The sequence below is a fragment of the Shigella sp. FC1567 genome (genome assembly GCF_001743015.1).
Lineage (GTDB): Bacteria > Pseudomonadota > Gammaproteobacteria > Enterobacterales > Enterobacteriaceae > Escherichia > Escherichia coli.
On record NZ_MIIV01000524.1, the window covers coordinates 20,428 to 46,185 of the forward strand.

The following is a 25,758-nucleotide window of genomic DNA, read 5'->3' on the forward strand; positions in this document are numbered from 1 at the left end:
TAAAAATGGTACGCATCACACATTTAACTGATTCATGTAACAAATCATTTAAGTTTTGCTATCTTAACTGCGTGCGGCCTGAAAAACAGCGCTGTGCCCTTGTAACTCATCATAATAATTTACGGCGCAGCCAAGATTTCCCTGGTGTTGGCGCAGTATTCGCGCACCCCGGTCTAGCCGGGGTCATTTTTTAGTGGCTTTTGCCACCCACGCTTTCAGCACTTCTACGTCGTGACGCCACTCTTCTTTCATCTCTTCAATCCATTCACCGACGTTATCTTCCCAGGCAGGAAGGTCAGGAGACTGAATTTGCTGACCCAGCTGTTGCAGATGGCGTAACCCCACTGACCCCGCCGCACCTTTAATTTTATGTCCTTCCTCAACAATGCCTTTTTTATCCTGCGCCGTCAGATTCGACTCCAGCACGCTGACATAGCCCGGCATCATCTTCTCAAACACCGCTAACCCGTCGGTGATCAGCTTCGGTCCTACAAGTTCGAGATACTGTTCCAGCATGGGAATATCGAGCAATGCTTCTGATTTACTGTTCTCTTCTGTCGTCACCGTACTCTCCTCATCATCCTGGGTATCCCAGAATTTCTTGATCATCGCGGTTAGCGCCGGAACCGAAAGCGGCTTACTCAGCACATCATCCATTCCAGCATTGAGGTACTCTTGTTTGTCTTTCAGCACGTTAGCGGTTAAGGCCACCAGCGGCGGTAAATCCTCGCGCGGATAACGCTTCGTCAGTTCACGAGAGATATCCAGCCCGGTCATATCTGGCAACTGAATATCCAGCAACACCAGGTCGTATTCGCCCGGTTTAAACATCTCCAGCGCCGCCTTGCCGGTCATGGCGACATCAACGCTGTTACCTAATTTTTCCAGCACAGAACGCGCAACAATCACGTTCAGTTCAATGTCTTCCACCAGCAGCACATTCAGCGCCGGTAAAGGCATATCGTCTTCATCAAACGCATCATCGACCTCTTCTGCTACCGACGGTGCGTGGATCGTCAACGTAAAGGTTGAACCTTTGCCCTGTTCGCTGGTAACCGTAATATCGCCGCCCATATTTTTCGCCAGACGACGAGAAACGGCCAGACCAATACCGGTGCCGGTGGCAGGTTTACCGCCATGACTGTCTTTCACCTGGTAATACATGGCGAAAATTTTATCCAGCTCATCCTGCGGAATGCCGATACCAGAGTCTTCCACTTCAAAATGCAGCATATCGCCTTCATCGTAGCGCACGCGCACGGTAACCTGGCCTTGCTGGGTGAATTTGACGGCGTTACTGATGAGGTTCCACAGGATCTGCCGTAAACGCGTCCCGTCGGTAATGACCTGATGCGGTAATGGCAGCGTCGGCTCCAGGTTAAAGCGCAATCCTTTTTGTTGCGCCTGCAATGCGGAGAGATTTTCCAGATCGGCAAGGAAGCTGGTGAAATCAACCGGTTGATTATCAAGCTGGACCTTGCGCCGTTCCATCTTATCCATGTCGATAATATCGTTAAAGATATTCCCCAGCGTGACGGCCGAAACATGGATGGTCTTGAGATATTTTTCCTGCTCGGCGGTGAGTTCGGTATCCAGCAGAATGCGGCTCAGACCGACGATACCGTTCAGCGGTGTACGCAATTCGTGACTGATGGTGGAGATAAACGTCGTTTTGTCGCGGCTGGCCCGTTCAAGCGCATCCTGATACCGCTTACGCTCGGTAATGTCGCGACCAAAGCCCATCAAACCGTGACGTTTACCCACGCGGTCGTAGTACGGCACTTTACGGATTTCAAAGCAGGCTTTGCGCCCGTCCGGGTAATCCAGCCACTGTTCATAGGTCAGTGACACATTATGACGGAACACTTTTTCATCGGTTTCAATGACTTTTGCGGCGGCTTCCGGTGAGTAAACATCAGCAGGTTTCAGGTGAACCAGTTGTTTTTCGCTTTTTCCGGTCAGCAGCTCCATCGCGCGGTTACAGCCGGAAAACTCTTTATCTTCGTTACGATAAAAAACCAGGTCGGGTGAAGCATCAAGGAAGGAACGTAAGAATGAGGATTGCTGCTCGAGCTGAATTTGTGTCTCTTCGCGCTCTTTGATTTCAATTTTCAGTTGGCCGAAGGTTTCCTGCAGTTCTGCTTCCGCTTTTTCACGAACGGCAATTTCCTGATTTAGCTGGGCAATATTATCTTTTAACTGAACGTTGAGGCTCAAATCGCGCTCGCGCATCTCCTCCAGTTTTTGCACCAGCCGTGACAGACGTTGTCGTGACTCCTCCAGTTGCTCGACGACCACCGATAGAAAGTAGACCGCCCACGGCGTAATCAGCAAACCAAAGAAGATAGAACGAATAACATCAATGCTTTCGACCTGACCATGCAGCACCATGGTTACCGCCATTTGTACCACAATGGCAAGAACGACGAGGGCCAGCGCCAGCAACATTGAGAAGCGCACCAGACCTAACTTCATCATCAGGTCAACATAATACTGCGCCAGCAGACGAATTTGCTTCATTAGGGAATTCCTTCACGACAACCTGCCCCAATAATACCCAATTCTGACAGTTACGTTATAAATTGTGTGAGAAATGCGGAATTCCCCTCAACGACCTACTCCGTTGGAGGTAGCCACGGACGTCCCAGCGCCGATCCCTGTACGCCATGTTCATTCAGATAGCGATCCAGCTCGACCATTCCCGTCCATCGATTTTCGCACCACAGCGGAGCAAGCAGCGTCGGGCGACGGGCGCTGGCGGAAATGCGGTGGTAGATCACTTCCGGTGGCGTATGGCGAATCATTTCTCCGGCAGTGAGCGTGTAATCCTCCAGTTCAATACCGTTCAAACGCCCCGCTTCCCAGGCTTTCGCCATAATGCTGCCTTTCACAATATGCAGCGGATGCAGCTTTATGCCGTCCACGCCGGTTTCAACCACTCGCTCCAGCGTTTGCAAACATTCAGCCTGCCCTTCACCAGGCAGGCCGACAATTAAGTGGGAACACACCTTCAGCCCGCGCTGACGTGCCAGCTGGGTTGTACGCTGATAACAGGCAAAATCATGGCCGCGGTTGATGCGATGCAGTGTTTTGTCGTGGGCGGTTTGTAGCCCCAGCTCCAGCCACACTTCGTAACCCTGGTCCTTATATTCGCAAAGCAGATCCAGCACCGCATCCGGCACGCAGTCCGGGCGGGTACCAACACACAAACCGACAATATTGGCCTGGCTCACCGCCTGCTGATACATAGAACGCAGCACCTGAACTTCCGCAAAGGTGCTAGTATACGCCTGAAAGTAGGCCAGATAGCGTTTAGCGCGGTTAACTAAATTCGCCTGGTGCGCCAGTTGCTCGGCAATGGAACGATGCTGCTGCGCTTCATCGGCAAACGAGGCAACATTACAGAATGTGCAGCCACCACGCCCGATGGTACCGTCACGGTTAGGGCAGCTAAAACCGCCGTGCAGCGTCAGCTTATGCACCTTTTGCCCATAACGACGGGTGAGATCACCACCAAACATATTGACTAATTTCTGTAACTGCATAATCTGATAGACCGCGCCTTGAAAAGAGGCCAAAGCCTGCCATTTTTAGCTCAATTCGGCGATGACCTGGATCAATCGTCCCGGCCTGCTTTTATCAACTGCATAATCAATCAAAATTACCGAAATTTCATGCATAATCACATAAATCACTTTTGCTTATCTTGTGTCAGATTTTTTTATCTCCTTATGGATTTTAGGCAAAAACAGTAGCATGAAACGTCATTACCAATTAAGGCAGTATAAAATGCTGGTTTTCTCGTCAGTTCAAGGTAGGATAAGGGTTAACACGCCTTTATGACAGTCAGGAATTGACTGTTTCTCTAACGACTTCCCTTTTAGCCTTAAAGATAAAATTCATTTTAATTTCAGTTACTTAATAAAGAATTTTGCGCTAAAGCACATTTCTGTACCAATAAGCTTGCCATTTGACCTGTATCAGCTTTCCCGATAAGTTGGAAATCCGCTGGAAGCTTTCTGGATGAGCAGCCTGCTCATCATATTTATGCAGTAATTGAGATCCCCTCTTCACCGTATTAACCGATGCGAAAAGGACAACAAGGGGGCGAATACGAGGCGCGCGTATGACACGCAACCCCCGTCGCCACGCTCTTTCTGTGCCCGTGCGCAGCGGTTCGGAAGTGGGGTTCCCGCAGAGCCTGGGGGAGGTTCACGATATGTTGTACGATAAATCCCTTGAGAGGGATAACTGTGGTTTCGGCCTGATCGCCCACATAGAAGGCGAACCTAGCCACAAGGTAGTGCGTACTGCAATACACGCACTGGCCCGCATGCAGCACCGTGGCGCGATTCTCGCCGATGGTAAAACCGGTGACGGTTGCGGCTTGCTGTTACAAAAACCGGATCGCTTTTTTCGCATCGTTGCGCAGGAGCGCGGCTGGCGTTTAGCAAAAAACTACGCTGTCGGGATGCTCTTCCTGAATAAAGATCCTGAACTCGCGGCTGCCGCACGCCGCATCGTTGAAGAAGAGCTGCAACGCGAAACCTTGTCGATTGTGGGCTGGCGTGATGTCCCCACTAACGAAGGCGTGCTGGGTGAAATCGCCCTCTCCTCTCTGCCCCGCATTGAGCAAATTTTCGTTAACGCTCCGGCAGGCTGGCGTCCGCGGGATATGGAGCGCCGTCTGTTTATCGCCCGCCGCCGCATTGAAAAGCGTCTCGAAGCCGACAAAGACTTCTACGTCTGTAGCCTGTCGAATCTGGTGAACATCTATAAAGGTCTGTGTATGCCGGCGGATCTGCCGCGCTTTTATCTGGATCTTGCGGACCTGCGTCTGGAATCGGCCATCTGCCTGTTCCACCAGCGCTTCTCCACTAACACCGTACCGCGCTGGCCGCTGGCGCAGCCGTTCCGCTACCTGGCGCATAACGGTGAAATCAACACCATCACCGGTAACCGCCAATGGGCGCGTGCGCGTACCTATAAATTCCAGACGCCGCTTATCCCTGATCTGCACGACGCCGCACCGTTCGTCAACGAAACCGGCTCTGACTCCAGTTCGATGGATAACATGCTGGAACTGCTGCTGGCAGGCGGGATGGATATCATCCGCGCATGCGTCTGTTAGTGCCACCCGCCTGGCAGAACAACCCGGATATGGACCCGGAACTGCGTGCCTTCTTTGACTTTAACTCCATGCATATGGAGCCGTGGGATGGCCCGGCGGGCATCGTGATGTCCGACGGTCGTTTTGCCGCCTGTAACCTCGACCGTAACGGTCTGCGTCCGGCGCGCTACGTCATCACCAAAGATAAGCTCATCACCTGCGCCTCTGAAGTCGGTATCTGGGATTACCAGCCTGACGAAGTGGTCGAAAAAGGCCGCGTCGGGCCAGGCGAACTGATGGTTATCGACACCCGCAGTGGGCGTATTCTGCACTCGGCAGAAACCGATGACGATCTGAAAAGCCGCCATCCATATAAAGAGTGGATGGAGAAAAACGTCCGCCGACTGGTACCGTTTGAAGATCTGCCCGATGAAGAAGTGGGTAGCCGCGAATTGGACGACGACACGCTTGCCAGCTACCAGAAACAGTTTAACTACAGTGCGGAAGAGCTGGACTCCGTAATTCGCGTACTGGGCGAAAACGGTCAGGAAGCGGTCGGTTCGATGGGCGATGATACCCCATTCGCCGTGCTCTCCAGTCAGCCGCGCATTATTTACGACTACTTCCGCCAGCAGTTTGCCCAGGTGACTAACCCGCCAATCGACCCGCTGCGTGAAGCGCATGTTATGTCGCTCGCCACCAGTATCGGTCGTGAAATGAACGTCTTTTGCGAAGCAGAGGGCCAGGCGCACCGTTTAAGCTTTAAATCGCCGATTCTGCTCTACTCCGATTTCAAACAGCTCACGACGATGAAAGAGGAGCACTACCGCGCAGATACGCTGGATATCACCTTTGACGTCACTAAAACCACGCTCGAAGCGACAGTCAAAGAGCTGTGCGACAAAGCCGAAAAAATGGTACGTAGCGGCACCGTGCTGCTGGTGCTCTCCGACCGGAATATCGCTAAAGATCGCCTGCCGGTTCCAGCCCCGATGGCGGTTGGCGCGATCCAGACCCGTCTGGTCGATCAAAGCCTGCGTTGCGATGCCAACATCATCGTCGAAACCGCCAGCGCCCGCGATCCGCACCACTTCGCCGTGTTGCTGGGCTTCGGCGCGACGGCTATTTATCCATACCTTGCCTATGAAACGCTGGGCCGCCTGGTAGACACCCATGCGATTGCCAAAGATTATCGTACCGTGATGCTCAACTACCGTAACGGCATCAACAAAGGCTTGTACAAAATCATGTCCAAAATGGGCATCTCCACCATCGCCTCTTACCGCTGCTCGAAACTGTTTGAAGCGGTCGGTCTGCACGATGATGTAGTGGGCCTGTGCTTCCAGGGGGCGGTCAGCCGCATTGGTGGGGCGAGCTTTGAAGACTTCCAGCAGGATCTGCTGAACCTGTCGAAACGTGCCTGGCTGGCGCGTAAGCCCATCAGCCAGGGCGGCCTGCTGAAATACGTCCACGGCGGCGAATACCACGCTTACAACCCGGACGTGGTGCGCACGCTGCAACAGGCGGTACAAAGCGGCGAGTACAGCGACTATCAGGAATACGCGAAGCTGGTTAATGAGCGTCCGGCAACCACGCTGCGCGATCTGCTGGCAATTACGCCGGGTGAAAACGCGGTCAACATTGCTGATGTTGAACCGGCAAGCGAACTGTTTAAACGCTTTGATACCGCCGCGATGTCTATCGGCGCGTTAAGCCCGGAAGCCCACGAGGCGCTGGCGGAAGCGATGAATAGCATCGGCGGTAACTCGAACTCCGGTGAAGGCGGCGAAGACCCGGCGCGCTATGGCACTAACAAAGTGTCGCGCATCAAGCAGGTGGCTTCTGGTCGCTTCGGCGTTACTCCGGCGTATCTGGTCAATGCCGACGTCATTCAGATTAAAGTCGCCCAGGGCGCGAAGCCGGGCGAAGGCGGTCAGTTGCCGGGCGACAAAGTCACTCCTTACATCGCCAAACTGCGCTATTCGGTGCCCGGAGTGACGCTGATCTCCCCGCCGCCGCACCACGATATCTACTCTATCGAGGACTTAGCGCAGCTCATTTTCGACCTCAAGCAGGTTAACCCGAAAGCGATGATCTCCGTGAAGCTGGTTTCCGAACCGGGCGTAGGCACCATCGCGACTGGCGTGGCAAAAGCTTATGCCGATTTAATCACCATCGCAGGCTATGACGGTGGCACCGGCGCAAGCCCGCTGTCGTCAGTGAAATACGCAGGTTGCCCGTGGGAGCTGGGGCTTGTTGAAACCCAGCAGGCGCTGGTTGCCAATGGTCTGCGTCATAAGATCCGTTTGCAGGTCGATGGCGGCCTGAAAACCGGTGTTGATATCATCAAAGCGGCGATTCTCGGCGCAGAAAGCTTCGGCTTCGGCACTGGCCCAATGGTCGCGCTCGGCTGTAAATATCTGCGTATTTGCCACCTGAACAACTGCGCAACGGGTGTGGCAACTCAGGATGACAAACTGCGTAAGAATCACTATCACGGCCTGCCGTTCAAGGTGACGAATTACTTTGAGTTTATCGCCCGTGAAACCCGCGAGCTGATGGCACAGCTGGGGGTAACGCGGCTGGTGGATCTGATTGGTCGCACCGACCTGCTGAAAGAGCTGGACGGTTTCACCGCCAAACAGCAGAAACTGGCGCTGTCGAAGCTGCTGGAGACCGCCGAACCGCATCCAGGTAAGGCACTCTACTGCACCGAAAACAACCCGCCGTTTGATAACGGCCTGCTGAACGCGCAGTTGCTGCAACAGGCGAAACCGTTTGTCGATGAACGCCAGAGCAAAACCTTCTGGTTCGATATCCGCAATACCGATCGCTCCGTGGGCGCGTCGCTTTCAGGCTATATCGCCCAGACGCACGGCGATCAGGGGCTGGCAGCCGATCCTATCAAAGCGTACTTCAACGGCACCGCAGGCCAGAGTTTCGGTGTATGGAACGCGGGCGGCGTGGAACTGTACCTGACCGGGGATGCCAACGACTATGTCGGTAAAGGCATGGCGGGCGGCTTAATCGCCATTCGTCCTCCGGTTGGTTCCGCCTTCCGCAGCCATGAAGCAAGTATTATCGGCAACACCTGCCTGTATGGCGCGACCGGTGGTCGTCTGTATGCCGCAGGCCGCGCGGGTGAACGTTTCGGCGTGCGGAACTCCGGTGCTATCACCGTGGTAGAAGGCATTGGCGACAACGGCTGTGAATATATGACGGGCGGTATTGTCTGTATTCTGGGTAAAACCGGCGTTAACTTCGGTGCGGGCATGACCGGCGGCTTCGCTTACGTTCTCGATGAAAGCGGTGATTTCCGCAAACGCGTTAACCCGGAACTGGTCGAGGTCTTAAACGTTGACGATCTGGCGATCCATGAAGAGCATCTGCGCGGTCTTATCACCGAGCATGTTCAGCATACTGGCTCTCAGCGCGGTGAAGAGATTCTGGCGAACTGGTCAACCTTCGCCACTAAATTTGCGCTGGTTAAACCGAAGTCCAGTGATGTAAAAGCACTGCTGGGTCACCGTAGTCGTAGCGCAGCAGAGTTGCGCGTGCAGGCGCAGTAAGGGGTAGCAACAATGAGTCAGAATGTTTATCAATTTATCGACCTGCAGCGCGTTGATCCGCCTAAGAAACCGCTGAAGATCCGCAAAATTGAGTTTGTTGAAATTTACGAGCAGTTTTCCGAAGGCCAGGCCAAAGCGCAGGCTGACCGCTGCCTGTCGTGCGGCAACCCATACTGCGAGTGGAAATGTCCGGTACACAACTACATCCCGAACTGGCTGAAGCTCGCCAACGAGGGGCGTATTTTTGAAGCGGCGGAACTGTCGCACCAGACCAACACCCTGCCGGAAGTTTGCGGACGAGTCTGCCCGCAAGACCGTCTGTGCGAAGGTTCCTGCACTCTGAACGATGAGTTTGGCGCGGTGACCATCGGCAACATTGAGCGTTATATCAATGATAAAGCGTTCGAAATGGGCTGGCGTCCGGATATGTCCGGCGTGAAGCAAACCGGTAAAAAAGTGGCGATTATCGGCGCAGGCCCGGCAGGTCTGGCGTGTGCGGATGTCCTGACGCGTAACGGCGTAAAAGCCGTTGTCTTCGACCGTCATCCAGAAATTGGCGGGCTGCTGACCTTCGGTATTCCGGCCTTCAAGCTGGAAAAAGAGGTAATGACGCGTCGCCGTGAAATCTTCACCGGCATGGGTATTGAATTCAAACTCAATACCGAAGTGGGCCGCGACGTGCAGCTGGACGATCTGCTGAGTGATTACGATGCCGTCTTCCTTGGCGTCGGGACTTATCAGTCAATGCGCGGCGGTCTGGAAAACAAAGACGCCGATGGCGTGTACGCAGCGCTGCCGTTCCTTATCGCCAACACCAAACAGTTAATGGGCTTTGGTGAAACCCGCGACGAACCGTTCGTCAGCATGGAAGGCAAACGCGTGGTGGTCCTTGGCGGTGGCGACACTGCGATGGACTGCGTGCGTACGTCCGTGCGCCAGGGAGCGAAGCACGTTACCTGTGCCTATCGTCGTGATGAAGAGAACATGCCGGGTTCCCGCCGCGAAGTGAAAAACGCGCGGGAAGAAGGCGTAGAGTTCAAATTCAACGTCCAGCCACTGGGGATTGAAGTGAACGGTAACGGCAAAGTCAGCGGCGTAAAAATGGTACGTACCGAAATGGGCGAACCGGATGCCAAAGGCCGTCGCCGCGCGGAGATCGTTGCAGGTTCCGAACATATCGTTCCGGCAGATGCAGTGATCATGGCGTTTGGTTTCCGTCCACACAACATGGAATGGCTGGCAAAACACAGCGTCGAGCTGGATTCACAAGGCCGCATCATCGCCCCGGAAGGCAGCGACAACGCCTTCCAGACCAGCAACCCGAAAATCTTTGCTGGCGGCGATATCGTCCGTGGTTCCGATCTGGTGGTAACCGCTATTGCCGAAGGTCGTAAGGCGGCAGACGGTATTATGAACTGGCTGGAAGTTTAAGCTCTGTCCCAGCGCCGCCTCCTCAGAAAAGAGTCGGCGCTGAAATTCTCCTTTCTTTCTGGAAAGCGCCTCGCATAATCTGAAGAAAACCAATGTAATACGCTCATCTGGATTGTTACCGGTAGATGCCCGGCGTATAGCTGATTCCATTATTCAACGCAGCGCCATATAAAGGGACAGATAATGGAATCGCTCTCAGAGAGAACCTCAACAGGCTACCAGCAAATCCACGACGGTATTATTCACCTGGTCGATAGCGCCCGGACGGAAACGGTACGTAGCGTTAACGCGCTGATGACCGCGACATACTGGGAAATTGGCCGACGAATTGTCGAATTTGAACAAGGTGGCGAGGCAAGGGCTGCGTATGGTGCGCAGCTAATCAAGCGACTATCAAAGGATTTAAGTCTAAGGTATAAGCGTGGGTTCTCTGCAAAAAACTTACGCCAAATGAGGCTTTTTTACCTCTTTTTTCAACATGTTGAAATTCGCCAGACAGTGTCTGGCGAATTAACACCATTGGGAATTCCGCAGACACCATCTGCAGAATTCCCATCGGCAAAGATTTGGCAGACGCTGTCTGCCAAATTGAGAGGCTGTTTGATATTTCCACAGCTTTTGTATTGCATCTCCTATTTTCGGTTTGTATATTCATGCAAATAAACGAAGGAAAGTTGCCATGATTTACATTGAACAGCTTGAATTAATCCATAAAAGTGGTGATGTGTTGTATCCAGTAAAAATAACCAGAAAATCATCAGGAAAAACTGCCTTCCATCTTGTTCCATTCGGCTTAAATAAGACTCACGACCTTCTAGAGGTGGAAGATGCTTCAGAAGCAATTCGGCTGGTGATTGATGAACGTCATTCCATTCGCTGCAGTACACTTACAGCAACTATTACGAATAAAAAGGGCAAGCGAATTAAGCGGACAGGTATATACAGTATCAAGGGTGTTAACATAAAAGAATACAACGTCAGGTAATGGCACAGAGCGGTCCGTCAGTTCAGGTTTGGCTCTGTGCCAAAGATGGGTCAGGTCACACCTGATCTAATAAATTTAAGCCATTAAATCAGCCTTAACCTTCACCACCACCTTTTTAATCTCACCCGGCTCGCCGACAACGCATCCTGGTTTATGCGGTTCACTTGGCATAAACACGGCGAACATTCCCGGTTTTAAGATGATGGCTTGCTCGTTATCAATGGTGCTGCAAAGCTGATAATCATCCTCATGGTGGAACTCTTCACACTGGCGCGCAGTGCCTGCCATGCCAAACAGAATCCGTTCCTCACCGTTTAATAACAGCTGGATATCAATGTATTGCTCGTGCAATTCCGCTTTTTTCTCGACGGGCGATTGAGTGTTAAACGTCATGACATTCATAAAGATATTGTCGCCCTGTAATTCGTAACGACCAGGCGCTTTTTCTTGCGGTCTGGCAGCTAATGCCAGCGTTAACGCGTCCTGTAACGCAGGATGTAACCCAGCAGACGGTAATGACTGTACTTCACCCATCATCATAATTTTTCTCCCTGGGCCAACAGCGCAGCCCCAAGTAAACCTGCATCGTGGCGGTAGTGCGCCGCCAGTAAATCAACATGAAATGCCGCTGGCTCCTGCGCCAGATACGTTTCCACCAACGCCAGATACCCTTCTGCCAGACCAACGCTGCCACCGACCACCACGCACTGGCAATCAGTTGTGGCTTTAATATCAGCGATCAGCCTTGCCAGCACATGTGCGGAGCGGTGAATCAGTTGCTGCGCCTGCTCGTCGCCCTGCCCGGCGCGTGTGAAAATAGTTCTCGCATCCGCGCCCATGAGTTCACCTTGCGCTGCCGCTGCAATACCGCGACCAGAAGCAATCGCTTCCACGCAACCTGTGCGTCCACAGCCGCAGACTGGGCCGTGTGGATCGGCAAGCGTATGCCCGATGTGCCCCGCCAGACCGCTAGGGCCGGTAAGCAGTTTACCGCCGCTCACTACACCGCCGCCGACGCCAGTGGAAACGGTGATAAACACCATATCGGTTATATCGCCTTCCAGCGCCTGATACTCTGCCCATGCTGCGGCCTGCGCGTCGTTAATGGCAATGGTCGGCAAATTGGAAAGTTGTTCCAGCGTTTTGACTAACGGAAAGTGTAGCAATCCACCAAGATTATGCGGATTCAGCGCCAGCAAGCTGCCGTCGCGAATAATTCCGGTTGAAGCGATGGCAACCTGCTGCGCATGAGCTTGCAACGGGGCGACTAACGCGGCTAAGGCATCACGCAACGCCTGCGGAGTCTGGCTGGCTGGTGTCGGAAGTTCTCGGCGATCGCGGATCTGCCCGTCAGCGCCAATCAGCGCGGCGGCAAGTTTAGTACCGCCGATATCAATCGCCAACGTGGTCATAGCACCGCCTTTTTCATCGCTGTGTTGTACCACTGACAAATGTGTTCAAGACGCGTAATGGCAGAACCGACCGTCACCGCCCACGCGCCGTGGCGCATCGCATCTGCCGCCTGAGCAGGCGTGTTGTAACGCCCTTCGGCAATCACCCGACATCCGGCGTCGCTCAACGTTTTCACCAGCGCCAGATCCGGCTCTTCTGGCGTTTCAGGCGTGGTATAGCCAGAAAGCGTAGTGCCAATAATTTCGGCTCCCAGCTTTTGGCATGCCAGGCCGTCTTCCGGCGTTGAGCAGTCGGTCATCGCCAGTAAACCGTGATGGTGAATACGTGCCAGCAGCGTTTCAACAGGCACCGGACGCGGGCGGTCGGTGCCGTCAATGGCGATAATGTCCGCGCCCGCCTGCGCCAGCGCATCAACATCTTCAATATAGGCCGTGATGCGTACCGGAGAATCCTCCAGATCGCGTTTCACAATTCCAATAATCGGCACGCTCACCACCGCACGCGTGGCTTGCAGATTTGCCACACCTTCAATGCGAATGGCAACCGCGCCCGCCTGTTCTGCCGCTAATGCCATGGCAGCGACGATTTCGGGTTTATCGAGCGGGCTGTCCGGAACCGGCTGGCAGGAGACAATCAGGCCACCGTTAGCAGCGATTTTTTGATCCAGTTGTGCAAGTAACGACATACATCTTCCCTTAGCGAAAGGCCCGGTACAGAGACCGGGCAACAGGATTAACTTTTGGTTTTGACTAAATCGTTTTTGGTGCTGCCAAATGGCACGGCACCGCTAAATGGTTTGCCGTCGATAGCGTCATGAGTACGCAATGCTTCCGGGCGCAGCCAACGCTGAACGCGGGAAGGCATATCCAGACCAATCAGCAGGATCACCACAAATGTCAGACTGAACGATAGCGATGCCAGCGCAGTACCCAGATCCAGACGTTGAGCGATCAACGCGCCGATGATTGGGGCCAGTGCGCCGCCCAATGCGCCAACGTTGTAGGTAAAGCCCAGGCCCGCTGCACGCTGGTCGGTATCGAAATAACCGCCAATCAGTTTCGGTAAGATCCCGGCGATCCCTTGTCCAAGCATTTGCTGGAAGAACAGTAACAGACCGAGCACCCAGACGTTTGCGCCGCCAATCGCAAATACCGGAATAATCAACAGCTGCGAGGCCAACAGGCTACAAACGTAGGCTTTGCGGGTTCCCAGCCAGTCACCGAGGAAGCCGCTGACACAGCACCCCACCGCAGCCCCAAAGCCGCTAAAGAACAGCACATTGGCGACAGTATGCGGGTTATAAGCCAGATCGGTTTTCAGATACGTTGGCAGCAGCGCCTGAATCGGCCATGAGTAGAGGAAAGCAAACAACACGACCACCATCAGCATTACGCCCGTTGGCCAGCGTTTACCCGTACTTTGCACCATAAAGCTGATAAAGATTGCGGCGCATAACAGCCCAAGAACAGCGACGATCGCGGCATTTTGCAGGTTACCGGCGAAGCAAAACCACAGCGCAGTAGCCGCCGCCAGTGTCATTACGATATTGGCAATGCGATGTTCACCACGGTAGAGAATATCTACCATCGTGCGTACTGGTGCTTTACCTGCATGCTTCTCTTTCCAGTCTTCCGCTTCCGGGATGTTTTTACGCAGCCAGAGAGCAAAGATGATAGGCAAAATGCCGATAAAGAACAGCGCACGCCAGCCCCAGACCGGAACCACCAGGCTATAGACCTGAGCGGCAACGACGGCCCCCACAGAGAAGCCTGAAATCAGAAAACCACTGGCTTTGTTACGCAGATGTTTTGGCCAGCTTTCAATGACATAGGTGGCGCTGGAACCGTATTCACCCGCCATCCCCATGCCGATGACCAGACGCGCGATAAACATGGTGATGTAGCCTGGCGCAAAGCCGCAGGCCAGCGTCCCGGCCGAGAAGAGAACGATGCTGGTGACCATTGCCAGACGACGCCCGTAGCGGTCACCCATAGCGCCGAGCATCAGGCCGCCGAACCAGCGAGAGATAAAGGCTGCGGAGATCAGACTTGCCGCCTGCACCGTCGTCAGCCCGAATTCACCCTGTACTTCGGTGAGTACCAGGGCGATTAAAACGAAATCAAAACCGTCAAGCAGATATCCCAACCAGGCAGCGGAAAATGCGCGCCATTGTGCACGGTTGAGATGGCGATACCACGGGATATTCTGGGTTGTAGTACTCATTGTGAGTCTCCCGCGGTGGGCGATGCCCACACGCTTTGGTATAAAAATTGTAGGGTACAGATGCGTTTATTTCCCCTCACCCGGTAGGGGCGAGCGAGGGGAAACAACTCACCCGCGCTCTTGCATCAACTGCTGGGCCAGCGCCTTCAGTTCTGGCAGATATTTTTCATCTACCGGTCCAAACGGTTTGCGGCACAGCGGCACAGAAACGACATCCATATAATGGAGGACAGTTTTCAGGCCGCGGAATACGCCCGTTTTGATCAGTAAATCAATGACTTTATTGCATTCAGTTTGCAGTTTCTGCGCGGTCTGGATATCGCCTTCTTTCAGCGCCTTAACGATCCCCTGATAGCGCCAGCCCATGATGTTGTAGGTACTACCGATACCACCATCAGCGCCCGCCAGCAGACCAGAGGCGAAGATTTCGTCGTAACCGTTATAGAGCACAAGATCAGGATGTTCACGACGGATCTGCTCCATCTGATAGAGATCGCCAGAGGTCTGTTTCAGCGCACCTACGCCAGGCAATGTAACAAGTGTGTTGATCTGATCCAGGGTCAGTTTTACCCCACTCAGGGCTGGAATGTTGTACACCACCATCGGCAAACCATCCGCCGAATCAATAATTGCCCGATAGTGATCGCAGTGTTCTTCAAAGCTGAAAGGATAGTAGAACGGCGTGACGGCGGAGACGGCATCGAAGCCATAACGTTTAGCCGATGCCGCAAGTTGTTGGCTTTCGGCGGTGCTGACGCAACCGACGTGGGCGATGAGTTTAATCTTACCTTTCGCCTCTTCGGCGACGATTTCCAGTACCTGTTCACGCTCGGAAAGGCTTTGTACAAAGGCCTCGCCGGTCGAACCACCCACGTATAAACCGTCGATGCCCTGCTGAATATTGAACTGAACCAGGCGACGCAGACTCGCTTTATCCAGTGCTTGTTGTTGGTCAAAAGGAGTCAGGAGTGCAGCCATTACGCCACGTAAATTCGTTGCCATAAATACCTCTGAAGTGATGCTTGTCTGATAAACGATATACCTTTATACCTGTTATACCAGATCAATTAAGCAACACCCCATACAGAAAGCTTATAATGCGATCTGCTTCACTAAAGTGGCATTATTTCTTTTTGTTGGTGGTCTGACCGAAAGCGTGCCAGGTAGCAGAGACGCTGTTGAGATGCGATTGCAACGCACGATCGGCTTCGTCAGGATCATGACGGCGGATCGCATCAACGATCGCAATATGCTGTTGATAACTAACGTTGTTATGTTCGTGCAGTGCCTGATCGGTAACCGTTGGGCGTGCGGCAATAAGCCAGTCGAGCAGGGCAACGTGGATCGCCATGAAGATTGGGTTACCGGGGATCTCCGCCAGCACGCGGTGGAAATCAACGTCTGAACGAATGAATGCCGCGTTGTTATCCAGCGACTGACTGTTGATTTCCAGTGCTTTTGCCAGCAAATCGATTTGCTCATCGGTGGCATGTTCAGCCGCATAGCGCACCAGACTGGATTCAAAGAACAGACGTAATTGTTCGAAATGGGCAATCCCACCGGGATGAGAAAGGAAATCTTTCGCCATGCCGGAAAGCTCACCGATGATAGTGTCCGCAGAAGGACGCGAGACGCGAGCGCGTTCGCCGTTGTTTATTTGCACCAGACCTTTGCGTTTTAACGCTGCCAGCGCTTCACGCACCGAAGGACGCCCGACGTTAAAGAACGCCATCAGTTCGCGTTCAGACGGTAATTGTTCACCTTCGCCAAATTCACGACGGCGGATCATCTGTTCCAGCTCTTCTTCCACCATTTCGGAGAGTTTTTTACGCGCCAGCGGGCGGCTACGCAAGTTGCGACCAATTGCAGGTGAAGAATCTTCGGTTTGCGAATCAAATGCGTTCATAAGGCCCATTCTGTAAGGTCAGTGTGATTAACATCATCAGTGACATCCTATCACAGGATTGAAAGTAGGGGAAAATGGCAGGTTTTTCTCTTTGTGCCTCATCATTACCATAATTAACGGAATAATTAACTATTGCGAAAAATTAATGTAACGCAGATAAAAACATCCCGTTTGAATTATTTATAAGACTATTCACGAGCATTATGAATATTATGAATGCGTTCTTGCAAAATAATCATAAGCGCATATTTTTTAATGAAAAATTATCTCACCTACAATTAAAAACACGACATCCGCACCATAAATAGACTTGCAAAAAATATAACATCATTGTTTTCAATCTGCCGTTTATGGGATTGACCGTTTTCTTTTGACACGGAGTTCAACAATGTTCGGCATAATTATATCTGTCATCGTATTAATTACGATGGGCTATTTGATCCTGAAAAACTACAAACCTCAGGTGGTGCTGGCTGCCGCAGGTATCTTCCTGATGATGTGCGGTGTCTGGTTAGGGTTCGGTGGTGTACTCGAGCCCGCCAAAAGCAGCGGCTACTTGATCGTCGATATTTATAATGAAATCCTGCGCATGCTGTCCAACCGCATTGCCGGATTGGGGCTATCGATTATGGCGGTGGGCGGTATGCCCGCTACATGGAGCGCATAGGGGCCAGTCGCGCGATGGTGAGCTTGTTAAGCCGCCCGTTAAAACTCATTCGCTCACCGTATATTATTCTGTCGGCAACTTACGTCATCGGTCAAATCATGGCGCAGTTTATTACCAGCGCCTCCGGTCTGGGTATGTTGCTGATGGTCACCTTATTTCCGACACTGGTGAGTCTGGGAGTAAGTCGTCTCTCTGCGGTGGCGGTTATCGCAACCACAATGTCCATTGAGTGGGGAATTCTGGAAACGAACTCCATTTTTGCAGCCCAGGTCGCGGGAATGAAAATTGCCACTTACTTCTTCCACTACCAGCTTCCGGTCGCCTCTTGCGTCATTATCTCGGTGGCGATCTCCCACTTTTTCGTGCAACGCGCTTTTGACAAAAAAGATAAAAATATCAATCACGAACAAGCAGAGCAAAAAGCTCTCGATAATGTCCCGCCGCTCTATTACGCCATTTTACCTGTGATGCCGTTAATCCTGATGCTCGGCTCGCTGTTCCTCGCCCACGTCGGGCTGATGCAGTCAGAACTGCATCTGGTGGTGGTGATGTTACTGAGTTTGACGGTGACGATGTTTGTTGAGTTCTTCCGCAAGCATAACTTGCGCGAAACAATGGACGATGTGCAGGCGTTTTTTGACGGCATGGGTACGCAGTTTGCCAACGTGGTAACGCTGGTGGTCGCGGGTGAAATATTTGCGAAAGGCTTAACGACGATTGGCACTGTCGATGCGGTTATCAGGGGTGCGGAGCATTCTGGTCTGGGCGGTATTGGCGTGATGATTATTATGGCGCTGGTCATTGCCATTTGTGCCATTGTGATGGGCTCTGGCAATGCGCCGTTTATGTCATTTGCCAGTCTTATTCCGAATATCGCAGCTGGACTACATGTACCAGCGGTTGTAATGATTATGCCGATGCATTTTGCCACGACGCTAGCGCGCGCGGTTTCGCCGATTACTGCGGTGGTGGTCGTTACGTCAGGAATTGCAGGCGTTTCGCCTTTTGCGGTGGTGAAGCGAACAGCGATCCCCATGGCAGTCGGTTTCGTGGTGAATATGATTGCCACAATCAAGCTATTTTATTAAGCCATTAAAAGACAAAACAGGCCACCAGGGCCTGTTTTTGTATTACTTCACAACGCGTAATGCCGGTCGACCACCGCGTGGTGGCTGCGGAGGTTCATCGTCAGGATGAGTGTCATCATCGTGATCTGGCTTGTCGCCATCAATAACCGACATAACGGTTTCGTTGTCTGCCGATGCCTCTTCATCATTCATGATGCTGGTATCTTCATCGTAGGCAGCTTCAGGCTCAAACATTGTGCCTGCGCCATTTTCACGGGCGTAGATAGCCAGCACGGCAGCCAGCGGCACAGAAACCTGACGCGGAATGCCGCCAAAGCGCGCGTTAAAGCGCACCTCATCATTCGCCAGTTCCAGATTGCCGACAGCACGCGGCGCAATGTTGAGTACGATTTGCCCGTCACGCGCATATTCCATAGGAACCTGCACGCCAGGGAGCGTCACATCCACCACCAGGTGCGGCGTGAGCTGGTTATCCAGCAACCACTCATAGAATGCACGCAGCAGATAGGGACGACGTGGTGTTAGCTGTGACAAATCCATACAGATTAACTCCGGCCCAGACGCATTTCACGTTCTGCTTCAGTTAAAGAAGCAAGGAAAGAGTCACGCTCAAAGACGCGGGTCATATAGCCTTTCAGCTCTTTCGCACCCGGGCCGCTGAACTCGATGCCCAGTTGCGGCAGACGCCACAGCAGCGGAGCAAGATAGCAATCGACCAGGCTGAACTCATCGCTCAGGAAGTACGGCTTCTGACCGAAGACCGGCGCAATCGCCAGCAGTTCTTCGCGCAGTTGCTTACGTGCGGCATCTGCTTCAGAAGCTGAACCGTTGATGATGGTGTTCATCAGCGTGTACCAGTCTTTTTCGATGCGATGCATGTACAGACGGCTTTCACCGCGAGCTACCGGGTAAACAGGCATCAGTGGCGGATGCGGGAAACGCTCATCCAGATATTCCATAATGATGCGAGATTCCCACAGGGTCAGCTCACGATCCACCAGGGTCGGAACGCTCTGATTCGGGTTGAGGTCAATCAGATCCTGAGGCGGATTGTCCTTTTCCACGTGTTCGATCTCGAAACTTACACCTTTCTCAGCCAGCACAATGCGGACCTGATGGCTATAGATGTCAGTAGGACCGGAAAACAGCGTCATTACCGAACGTTTGTTGGCAGCGACAGCCATGAAAACCTCCAGGTATAGTCAGAATTTTTACTGCTACCAGCCACCAGGTGGCCAGTCAGAAGTTGTGTTACCCAGTAAGGAACGACTCTCTTTGTTCGAAAATCAAACAAAAAATGAGCAATACCCGACATTTGGGCAGAAAATTGGATGATAGTTTACCAGATTTTGCGACCTTTGTGGTGAGTCGATGCCGGAAATGGGGAAAAAGAGATGCGCTTTAGTCTGAAATAGTTGACTTAGTCCCTTATTGGCGATGTGGTTTTTGTTTTACCTGTCTGTCAGGTGGCAGCAAAAAGCAACTTTCCAGTTTTTACGCTGATTCAGATTTTAGCTATAAAAAAACCCGCCGAAGCGGGTTTTTTCGAAAATTGTTTTCTGCCGGAGCAGAAGCCAATTAACGTTTGGAGAACTGCGGACGACGACGTGCTTTACGCAGACCGACTTTCTTACGTTCAACCTGACGAGCGTCACGAGTAACGAAGCCAGCTTTACGCAGTTCAGAACGCAGGGACTCGTCGTATTCCATCAGAGCGCGGGTGATACCGTGACGGATCGCACCAGCCTGACCAGAGATACCACCACCTTTAACGGTGATGTACAGGTCCAGTTTCTCAACCATGTCGACCAGTTCCAGCGGCTGACGAACTACCATGCGGGCAGTTTCACGACCGAAGTACTGTTCCAGAGAACGTTGGTTGATTACGATTTTACCGTTGCCCGGTTTGATGAAAACGCGAGCTGCGGAACTTTTGCGGCGACCAGTGCCGTAGTATTGATTTTCAGCCATTGCCTATAATCCCGATTAGATGTCAAGAACTTGCGGTTGCTGTGCCGCGTGGTTGTGCTCGTTACCCGCGTAAACTTTCAGTTTACGGAACATAGCACGACCCAGCGGGCCTTTTGGCAACATGCCTTTAACCGCGATTTCAATCACACGCTCAGGACGGCGAGCAATCATCTCTTCAAAGGTCGCTTGTTTGATACCACCGATGTGGCCGGTGTGGTGATAGTACACTTTGTCAGTACACTTGTTGCCGGTTACAGCAACTTTGTCAGCGTTCAGAACGATGATGTAATCACCGGTATCTACGTGCGGAGTGTATTCCGCTTTGTGCTTACCGCGCAGGCGACGAGCCAGTTCAGTAGCCAGACGGCCCAGAGTTTTACCGGTCGCGTCAACAACATACCAGTCGCGTTTTACGGTTTCTGGTTTAGCTGTAAAAGTTTTCATTAAAAGCTTACCCAATAAATAGTTACACGTTGGTGAACACCCAAACGTCTTCAATTGTTGAGGTTCACACGACAAAGTCCGGCAAACCTACCCCTTCGAATAGCCTATGCCAGCACACAAAAAGTTTTGGGAAAAAACTTTCTTGTAACGTGGGGTCGCAGGATTATAGAGAAGTCGGGGTCAAAGATCGACCCCTTTTTGTGATTTGTGACAGGTTTTAACCCGCCAAATGCTCGCGCTTCAGATACTCTTCGCTTTGCATCTCTTGCAGACGTGACAGGCAACGCTGGAACTCAAACTTCAGCCGATCGCCCTGATAAATTTCATACAGCGGCACTTCTGCACTCACCACTAATTTGACATGGCGCTCGTAAAACTCATCCACCAGCGCAATAAAGCGCCGCGCTTCGCTCTCCATCAACCGCGTCATAACTGGTACATCAAACAACATGACCGTATGAAAGAGGCGTGAGAGCGCAATATAGTCATGCTGGCTGCGGGCATCGACACACAAGGTGGTAAAAGAGACAGCAAGCGTCTGATTCTCAGCGCCCATTGTCGCCAGCGGTCGATGGTTGATTTCTAACGTCGGTGAATTTTCGCGTTTCGCTCCCGCCAGCGCCAACCATAGTTTATCCATTTGTGCCCGGGTTTCATCGTGGAGTGGCGAAAGCCACAGATGCGCCTGAGTGAGTGTACGCAGTCGATAATCAACACCAGCGTCCACGTTCATTACATCACAATGCTGTTTAATGGCATCGATTGCAGGCAGAAAACGCGCACGTTGCAAGCCATTTCGATAAAGTTCGTCCGGCGGAATATTTGACGTTGCTACCAGGGTAATACCGCGGGCGAACAGGGCTTTCATCAGACCGCCAAGTAGCATGGCGTCGGTAATATCAGAAACAAAAAATTCGTCAAAACAGAGCACGTCAGTTTCGGCTTTAAAGCGATCGGCAATAATTTCCAGCGGATCGGTCTGCCCCTGTAAGGCAGTTAGCTCTTCGTGCACCCGCAGCATAAAACGGTGAAAGTGCAGGCGCTGTTTCCGCTCTCCCGGCAGGCTTTGATAGAAAAGGTCCATCAGCCAGGTTTTCCCGCGTCCTACACCGCCCCACATATATAAGCCACGCACTGGCGTATGCTTTGTGTCTTCGCGTTTACCCCACAGCTTACCGACCCGCGCCATTAGCCCACTCGTCCTGGGGGCTGGTGGCCTGCTATTGATGAGTTCTTGATAAATAATTTCCAGGCGGCTGACGGCCTCTTTTTGAACGTCGTCGGGTTGATGGCTGCCTTCATTGAGCGCCTTCAGGTATTGCGATGTTGGGGTAACGCTTTGCATGATCTTATTATTATTCCTTGAATAATCGGTGCGCCGTTGTTCACGGTTGACGAAAAAAAGGCCGTTCTACACTACGCGATATGCAGTCGGGATTCCACTTCTGTGGAATTAACGGTTATAGTGGCATAATCAGCCGTAGGCATGGAGCCTGAAGCCAACACCCTACGGAAACAAAAGACAACGGGAGATGTTCATGACCTGGGAATATGCGCTAATTGGGTTAGTCGTCGGCATCATTATTGGTGCTGTGGCCATGCGTTTTGGTAATCGTAAACTACGCCAGCAACAGGCGTTGCAGTACGAACTGGAAAAGAATAAAGCTGAACTGGACGAGTATCGCGAAGAGCTGGTTAGCCACTTTGCCCGCAGCGCGGAATTACTGGATACCATGGCGCACGACTATCGCCAGCTGTATCAGCACATGGCGAAAAGCTCCAGCAGCCTGCTGCCGGAACTGTCTGCTGAAGCAAACCCGTTCCGTAATCGTCTGGCAGAGTCTGAAGCCAGCAACGATCAGGCACCGGTGCAGATGCCTCGCGACTATTCTGAAGGTGCATCCGGCCTGCTGCGTACTGGCGCGAAGCGCGACTAATTTATTTTTCGGGCGCAGCCATTGCGCCCTCCTCTTCTCTCCCTCCCCGACTATCATTTAATCTGGTGTCTCATTGTTAGCCGTCTGAAAATTCAATAACATCAAACTGTTTTGAATCTCTTTTCTTATCATTCAGGTACGAGAGCAGGAATAATGAAAAAACAAACCCAGCTGTTGAGTGCATTAGCGTTAAGTGTCGGGTTAACTCTCTCGGCGTCATTTCAGGCCGTCGCGTCGATTCCAGGCCAGGTTGCCGATCAGGCCCCTCTCCCCAGTCTGGCTCCAATGCTGGAAAAAGTGCTTCCGGCAGTGGTGAGCGTACGGGTGGAAGGAACGGCCAGTCAGGGACAGAAAATCCCGGAAGAATTCAAAAAGTTTTTTGGTGATGATTTACCGGATCAACCTGCACAACCCTTCGAAGGTTTAGGTTCCGGTGTCATCATCAACGCCAGTAAAGGCTATGTGCTGACCAACAACCATGTGATTAATCAGGCACAGAAAATCAGTATTCAGCTCAATGATGGGCGCGAGTTTGATGCAAAACTGATTGGTAGCGATGACCAGAGCGATATCGCCCTGTTACAAATTCAAAACCCGAGCAAATTAACGCAAATCGCTATTGCCGACTCCGATAAATTGCGCGTCGGTGATTTTGCCGTAGCGGTCGGTAACCCATTTGGCCTTGGGCAAACCGCCACCTCTGGCATTGTTTCCGCATTAGGCCGCAGCGGGTTGAATCTTGAAGGTCTGGAAAACTTTATCCAGACAGATGCTTCCATTAACCGCGGTAACTCCGGCGGTGCACTATTAAACCTTAACGGTGAGTTAATTGGCATCAACACTGCAATCCTTGCGCCTGGCGGCGGGAGCGTCGGGATTGGATTTGCCATCCCCAGTAATATGGCGCGAACACTGGCGCAGCAGCTTATCGACTTTGGTGAAATCAAACGCGGTTTGTTAGGCATCAAAGGCACCGAGATGAGTGCCGATATCGCCAAAGCCTTCAACCTTGACGTGCAGCGTGGCGCGTTTGTCAGCGAAGTGTTGCCAGGTTCTGGCTCGGCAAAAGCGGGCGTCAAAGCGGGCGATATTATTACCAGCCTCAACGGCAAACCGCTGAATAGCTTTGCTGAGTTGCGCTCTCGTATCGCGACTACAGAGCCGGGCACGAAAGTGAAGCTTGGCCTGCTGCGTAACGGCAAACCACTGGAAGTAGAAGTGACGCTTGATACCAGCACCTCTTCGTCGGCCAGCGCTGAAATGATCACGCCAGCGCTGGAAGGTGCAACGTTGAGCGATGGTCAGCTAAAAGATTGCGGCAAAGGTATTAAGATCGATGAAGTTGTCAAAGGAAGCCCAGCTGCTCAGGCAGGCTTGCAAAAAGACGATGTGATCATTGGCGTCAACCGCGATCGGGTGAACTCGATTGCTGAAATGCGTAAAGTGCTGGCGGCAAAACCGGCCATCATCGCCCTGCAAATTGTACGCGGCAATGAAAGCATCTATCTGCTGATGCGTTAATGTCGTAAACCGGGCATCAGGCTTACGTGTGATGTCCGGTTAACTCGTGGTATGCTGCTGCCGTTCCCTTTTTTAATGACGCCTCCATCATGTTTGTGAAGCTCTTACGTTCCGTTGCGATTGGATTAATTGTCGGCGCTATTCTGCTGGTTGCCATGCCTTCGCTGCGCAGCCTTAACCCGCTTTCCACTCCGCAATTTGACAGTACCGATGAGACGCCTGCCAGCTATAATCTGGCGGTTCGCCGCGCCGCGCCAGCGGTGGTTAACGTTTACAACCGTGGTGTGAACACCAACTCTCACAACCAGCTTGAGATCCGCACCCTGGGATCCGGTGTAATCATGGATCAACGCGGTTATATCATCACCAATAAACACGTCATCAACGACGCCGATCAGATCATCGTCGCCTTACAGGATGGACGTGTATTTGAAGCATTGCTGGTGGGATCTGACTCTCTAACCGATCTGGCGGTACTTAAAATTAATGCCACTGGCGGTTTACCTACCATTCCAATTAATGCACGTCGCGTACCGCACATTGGCGACGTAGTACTGGCGATCGGTAACCCGTACAACCTCGGGCAGACCATTACCCAAGGGATTATTAGTGCCACGGGGCGAATCGGTCTGAACCCTACCGGGCGGCAAAACTTCCTACAAACCGATGCTTCCATTAACCACGGTAACTCTGGCGGCGCGCTGGTGAACTCGCTGGGAGAACTGATGGGCATTAACACGCTGTCGTTTGATAAGAGTAACGATGGCGAAACGCCGGAAGGTATCGGCTTTGCGATTCCTTTCCAGTTAGCAACCAAAATTATGGATAAGCTGATCCGCGATGGGCGCGTGATCCGCGGCTACATTGGCATTGGTGGACGTGAGATCGCACCACTGCACGCGCAGAGCGGTGGTATAGATCAACTGCAAGGGATCGTGGTTAATGAAGTGTCACCTGACGGCCCGGCGGCGAATGCGGGTATTCAGGTCAACGATCTGATTATTTCGGTGGATAACAAACCGGCCATCTCTGCTCTGGAGACGATGGATCAGGTGGCAGAAATTCGCCCTGGTTCGGTGATCCCGGTTGTAGTGATGCGTGATGATAAGCAGTTAACGCTGCAGGTCACCATTCAGGAATATCCGGCAACCAATTAAGTCGAGTGCTCAAAACAAAAAACCGGAGTCTGTGCTCTAATGCCAGTCAGTTAAGCAACTGACTGGCTCTTTTTCGGGGGCTGTGGGGTATTTCCAGGGCCTCTCCTTTACCACTCTCGGGAAGGCCCTTCCCCTTCTCGTCGGTAATTTCACAAGTTGTCCCATACTTGCAAGATCGCGCATCAGCTCCGGTATACGTCCCGGTGAAGCGCCCTGCAATGTCATCAGCATTCTCATCACCATTCCGCATGATTCTGAGAAACTCAGTTGATTCGGCCAGTAACCTTTCAGATGTTCCGCCATTTTAATCATCTGATATCTCACCAGATTATAAGC

At 52.3% G+C, this 25,758-nt stretch carries 18 protein-coding genes and 4 pseudogenes; 8 read left to right on the forward strand and 14 right to left on the reverse strand.

From position 1 onward, the window contains the following. Positions 1 to 183 precede the first annotated feature (183 nt). Complete coding sequence (gene arcB / locus BHE85_RS24105) at positions 184 to 2,520, reverse strand: aerobic respiration two-component sensor histidine kinase ArcB (RefSeq protein ID WP_000809774.1); 2,337 nt, start codon at positions 2,518 to 2,520, stop codon at positions 184 to 186. Positions 2,521 to 2,615: 95 nt separating this feature from the next. Then, on the reverse strand, positions 2,616 to 3,545 hold the full coding sequence (locus BHE85_RS24110) for a TIGR01212 family radical SAM protein (protein ID WP_001299745.1): 930 nt from the start codon (positions 3,543 to 3,545) through the stop codon (positions 2,616 to 2,618). A gap of 674 nt (positions 3,546 to 4,219) precedes the next feature. Here BHE85_RS24110 and gltB point away from each other — a divergent pair. The 4 genes and pseudogenes from gltB to BHE85_RS24130 all read left to right on the forward strand — a co-directional run bounded on the left by gltB (position 4,220) and on the right by BHE85_RS24130 (position 11,095). After that, positions 4,220 to 8,679 (forward strand): annotated as a pseudogene (gene gltB / locus BHE85_RS24115) (glutamate synthase large subunit). A 12-nt stretch (positions 8,680 to 8,691) separates the two neighbouring features. Continuing rightward, complete coding sequence (gltD, locus tag BHE85_RS24120) at positions 8,692 to 10,110, forward strand: glutamate synthase subunit GltD (protein ID WP_000081702.1); 1,419 nt, start codon at positions 8,692 to 8,694, stop codon at positions 10,108 to 10,110. Between the two features lie 183 nt (positions 10,111 to 10,293). Then, a pseudogene (locus tag BHE85_RS24125) lies at positions 10,294 to 10,698 on the forward strand (DUF1016 N-terminal domain-containing protein); the annotation flags it as partial. A 91-nt stretch (positions 10,699 to 10,789) separates the two neighbouring features. Continuing rightward, positions 10,790 to 11,095, forward strand: coding sequence for a transposase (locus BHE85_RS24130; protein ID WP_000639208.1), 306 nt, complete (start codon positions 10,790 to 10,792; stop codon positions 11,093 to 11,095). A 75-nt stretch (positions 11,096 to 11,170) separates the two neighbouring features. On the opposite strand, the gene nanQ is transcribed toward BHE85_RS24130, so the two are convergent. The 6 genes from nanQ to nanR form a co-directional block, all read right to left on the reverse strand. Further along, complete coding sequence (gene nanQ, locus BHE85_RS24135; protein WP_000979883.1) at positions 11,171 to 11,635, reverse strand: N-acetylneuraminate anomerase; 465 nt, start codon at positions 11,633 to 11,635, stop codon at positions 11,171 to 11,173. Next, the gene (gene nanK, locus BHE85_RS24140; RefSeq protein WP_039064278.1) at positions 11,632 to 12,507 is read right to left on the reverse strand and encodes an N-acetylmannosamine kinase; all 876 of its coding nucleotides are present in this window, start codon (positions 12,505 to 12,507) and stop codon (positions 11,632 to 11,634) included. The genes nanQ and nanK overlap by 4 nt, the downstream gene beginning before the upstream one ends. Next, entirely contained in the window at positions 12,504 to 13,193 is a 690-nt protein-coding gene (locus tag BHE85_RS24145; RefSeq protein WP_000054239.1) for an N-acetylmannosamine-6-phosphate 2-epimerase, read from the reverse strand. The genes nanK and BHE85_RS24145 overlap by 4 nt, the downstream gene beginning before the upstream one ends. 47 nt (positions 13,194 to 13,240) lie before the next feature. Beyond that, entirely contained in the window at positions 13,241 to 14,731 is a 1,491-nt protein-coding gene (nanT, locus tag BHE85_RS24150; protein ID WP_039064276.1) for a sialic acid transporter NanT, read from the reverse strand. 108 nt (positions 14,732 to 14,839) lie between these two features. After that, positions 14,840 to 15,733 carry an N-acetylneuraminate lyase gene (gene nanA, locus BHE85_RS24155; RefSeq protein ID WP_000224714.1) on the reverse strand — a complete coding sequence of 298 codons (894 nt, stop codon included), beginning with the start codon at positions 15,731 to 15,733 and terminating at the stop codon, positions 14,840 to 14,842. A 121-nt stretch (positions 15,734 to 15,854) separates the two neighbouring features. Then, positions 15,855 to 16,646, reverse strand: coding sequence for a transcriptional regulator NanR (gene nanR, locus BHE85_RS24160; protein WP_000523845.1), 792 nt, complete (start codon positions 16,644 to 16,646; stop codon positions 15,855 to 15,857). A gap of 379 nt (positions 16,647 to 17,025) precedes the next feature. Between nanR and dcuC the strand changes: the two are divergent. After that, a pseudogene (dcuC, locus tag BHE85_RS24165) lies at positions 17,026 to 18,392 on the forward strand (anaerobic C4-dicarboxylate transporter DcuC). 42 nt (positions 18,393 to 18,434) lie between these two features. Here the strand turns inward: dcuC and sspB are convergent. The 5 genes from sspB to zapE all read right to left on the reverse strand — a co-directional run bounded on the left by sspB (position 18,435) and on the right by zapE (position 22,152). Then, positions 18,435 to 18,932 carry a ClpXP protease specificity-enhancing factor gene (sspB, locus tag BHE85_RS24170; RefSeq protein WP_000366129.1) on the reverse strand — a complete coding sequence of 166 codons (498 nt, stop codon included), beginning with the start codon at positions 18,930 to 18,932 and terminating at the stop codon, positions 18,435 to 18,437. 5 nt (positions 18,933 to 18,937) lie between these two features. Then, a complete protein-coding gene (gene sspA / locus BHE85_RS24175; protein ID WP_000257293.1) occupies positions 18,938 to 19,576 on the reverse strand; it encodes a stringent starvation protein SspA in 639 nt (212 codons plus the stop codon). A 394-nt stretch (positions 19,577 to 19,970) separates the two neighbouring features. Then, the gene (gene rpsI / locus BHE85_RS24180; protein WP_000829818.1) at positions 19,971 to 20,363 is read right to left on the reverse strand and encodes a 30S ribosomal protein S9; all 393 of its coding nucleotides are present in this window, start codon (positions 20,361 to 20,363) and stop codon (positions 19,971 to 19,973) included. A 15-nt stretch (positions 20,364 to 20,378) separates the two neighbouring features. Next, positions 20,379 to 20,807, reverse strand: a complete 429-nt coding sequence (gene rplM / locus BHE85_RS24185) for a 50S ribosomal protein L13 (protein WP_004986574.1) — start codon at positions 20,805 to 20,807, stop codon at positions 20,379 to 20,381. Between the two features lie 217 nt (positions 20,808 to 21,024). After that, positions 21,025 to 22,152: a cell division protein ZapE gene (gene zapE / locus BHE85_RS24190; RefSeq protein WP_001192305.1), complete on the reverse strand. Its 1,128-nt coding sequence runs from the start codon at positions 22,150 to 22,152 to the stop codon at positions 21,025 to 21,027. A 193-nt stretch (positions 22,153 to 22,345) separates the two neighbouring features. Here zapE and zapG point away from each other — a divergent pair, with 193 nt between their 5' ends. The 3 genes from zapG to degS all read left to right on the forward strand — a co-directional run bounded on the left by zapG (position 22,346) and on the right by degS (position 25,422). Next, positions 22,346 to 22,744, forward strand: a complete 399-nt coding sequence (gene zapG / locus BHE85_RS24195; protein ID WP_001295270.1) for a Z-ring associated protein ZapG — start codon at positions 22,346 to 22,348, stop codon at positions 22,742 to 22,744. Positions 22,745 to 22,897: 153 nt separating this feature from the next. Further along, positions 22,898 to 24,265, forward strand: coding sequence for a serine endoprotease DegQ (gene degQ / locus BHE85_RS24200; RefSeq protein WP_004986596.1), 1,368 nt, complete (start codon positions 22,898 to 22,900; stop codon positions 24,263 to 24,265). A gap of 89 nt (positions 24,266 to 24,354) precedes the next feature. Further along, the gene (degS, locus tag BHE85_RS24205; RefSeq protein ID WP_000497730.1) at positions 24,355 to 25,422 is read left to right on the forward strand and encodes an outer membrane-stress sensor serine endopeptidase DegS; all 1,068 of its coding nucleotides are present in this window, start codon (positions 24,355 to 24,357) and stop codon (positions 25,420 to 25,422) included. 50 nt (positions 25,423 to 25,472) lie between these two features. On the opposite strand, the pseudogene BHE85_RS24210 reads toward degS, so the two are convergent. Further along, positions 25,473 to 25,758, reverse strand: a pseudogene (locus BHE85_RS24210) (IS4 family transposase); the annotation flags it as partial.